Source organism: Pseudoalteromonas sp. Isolate3 (assembly GCF_022398505.1).
In the GTDB taxonomy this organism is placed as follows: domain Bacteria; phylum Pseudomonadota; class Gammaproteobacteria; order Enterobacterales; family Alteromonadaceae; genus Pseudoalteromonas; species Pseudoalteromonas apostichopi.
In genome coordinates this window covers 1-1,279 of record NZ_JAKEVN010000254.1, presented here as the reverse complement: position 1 = coordinate 1,279, position 1,279 = coordinate 1, and the positions used below count along the sequence as shown (strand labels likewise).

The window sequence follows — 1,279 nt, the reverse complement described above, 5'->3', positions numbered from 1 at the left end:
GTTAAAACACTAAACAAATAATAATAAAAGGTTTTATCATGCGTTTAGGTCCCGGACTTCTAGTCACCGCCGCTTTTATTGGCCCAGGAACCATCACTACTGCAAGTGTTGCAGGTGCCAATTTTGGCTTTGCTCTTATTTGGACGTTATTGTTTTCTGTCATAGCAACTATTTTGTTGCAATCAATGGCTGCCCGTCTCGGCGTAGCTACTGGGCAAGATTTAGCGTCTGCACTTAGGACAACCATTCAAACACCTATTTTTAAAGCACTCGCAGCGATATTAGTGATCAGTGCCATTGGTATTGGTAGTGCTGCCTATGAAGCGGGCAATCTGACTGGTGCAAGTTTAGGGCTGCAAGAAATTATGCCATCTGTCAGCCCAATGTTATGGACACCACTTATTGCAGTATTAAGTGCAGTGCTTTTGTACACTGGCAAGCACAAAGTAATTGAAGGTGCGTTAATTGTTTTAGTGGTGTTGATGAGCTTAGTGTTTATATCAACGCTCGTTATGGCCGCTCCACCTCTTAATCAGATATTAAAGGGCTTTATACCGAGCTTACCAAATGATTCAATTACCACGGTACTGGCCTTGATAGGCACAACAATTGTGCCCTATAACCTGTTTTTACATTCAGGAGTACTTGCTGAAAAACACGATAGTTCTAAAAACATTAACAAAGTAATTAAAGAAACGAACCTTGATACCAGTATCTCGATTACTTTAGGAGGTATAATAACCTTAGCCATTCTATCAACGGCATCAGTGGCGTTTTATGGTAGCGATGCAGGAAAAATATCAGCGGCTAATATGGCCGTGCAACTAGAGCCTCTCCTAGGTGGTATGGCACATTATTTCTTTGCTATCGGTTTATGTGCAGCTGGCCTAACTAGCGCAATTACTGCCCCACTTGCTGGTGCTTATGCTGTTTGCGGTATGCTTGGCTGGTCAACACAAATGAGTGATATGCGGTTTAAACTTGTCGCCATTATTATCCTCGTTTTTGGCTCACTTGTCGCATCACTTGGACTTGATCCTGTTGCGGTCATCATCTTTGCACAAGCGGCTAATGGTTTATTACTCCCAATCGTTACCTGTTACCTTGTTTGGTTAGTTAATCAAAAATCTATCATGAAAGAACACACCAACTCCTTGCTTGTTAACCTTGTAGTCGCCCCGGTACTACTACTTATATTTGGCCTTAGCCTTTATAAACTCAGCAATCTAATTTTTTAAATTTTACTATTACGACATATGCATTAAAAAGGCCGCAAATG

Annotated in this window: 1 protein-coding gene; it reads left to right on the top strand. The window is 41.3% G+C overall.

Features of this window, described 5'->3' with window-relative positions; genetic code table 11:
• The first annotated feature begins 38 nt into the window (after positions 1-38).
• Positions 39-1,238 (top strand): Nramp family divalent metal transporter, encoded by a 1,200-nt coding sequence (locus tag L1D46_RS20675; RefSeq protein WP_130051587.1) that lies wholly within the window; start codon positions 39-41, stop codon positions 1,236-1,238.
• Positions 1,239-1,279: the final 41 nt, after the last annotated feature.

Excerpts from the sequence above, each read along its gene's own strand:
- L1D46_RS20675 (WP_130051587.1), top strand. The coding sequence starts at position 39 with ATGCGTTTAGGTCCCGGACTTCTAGTCACCGCCGCTTTTATTGGCCCA.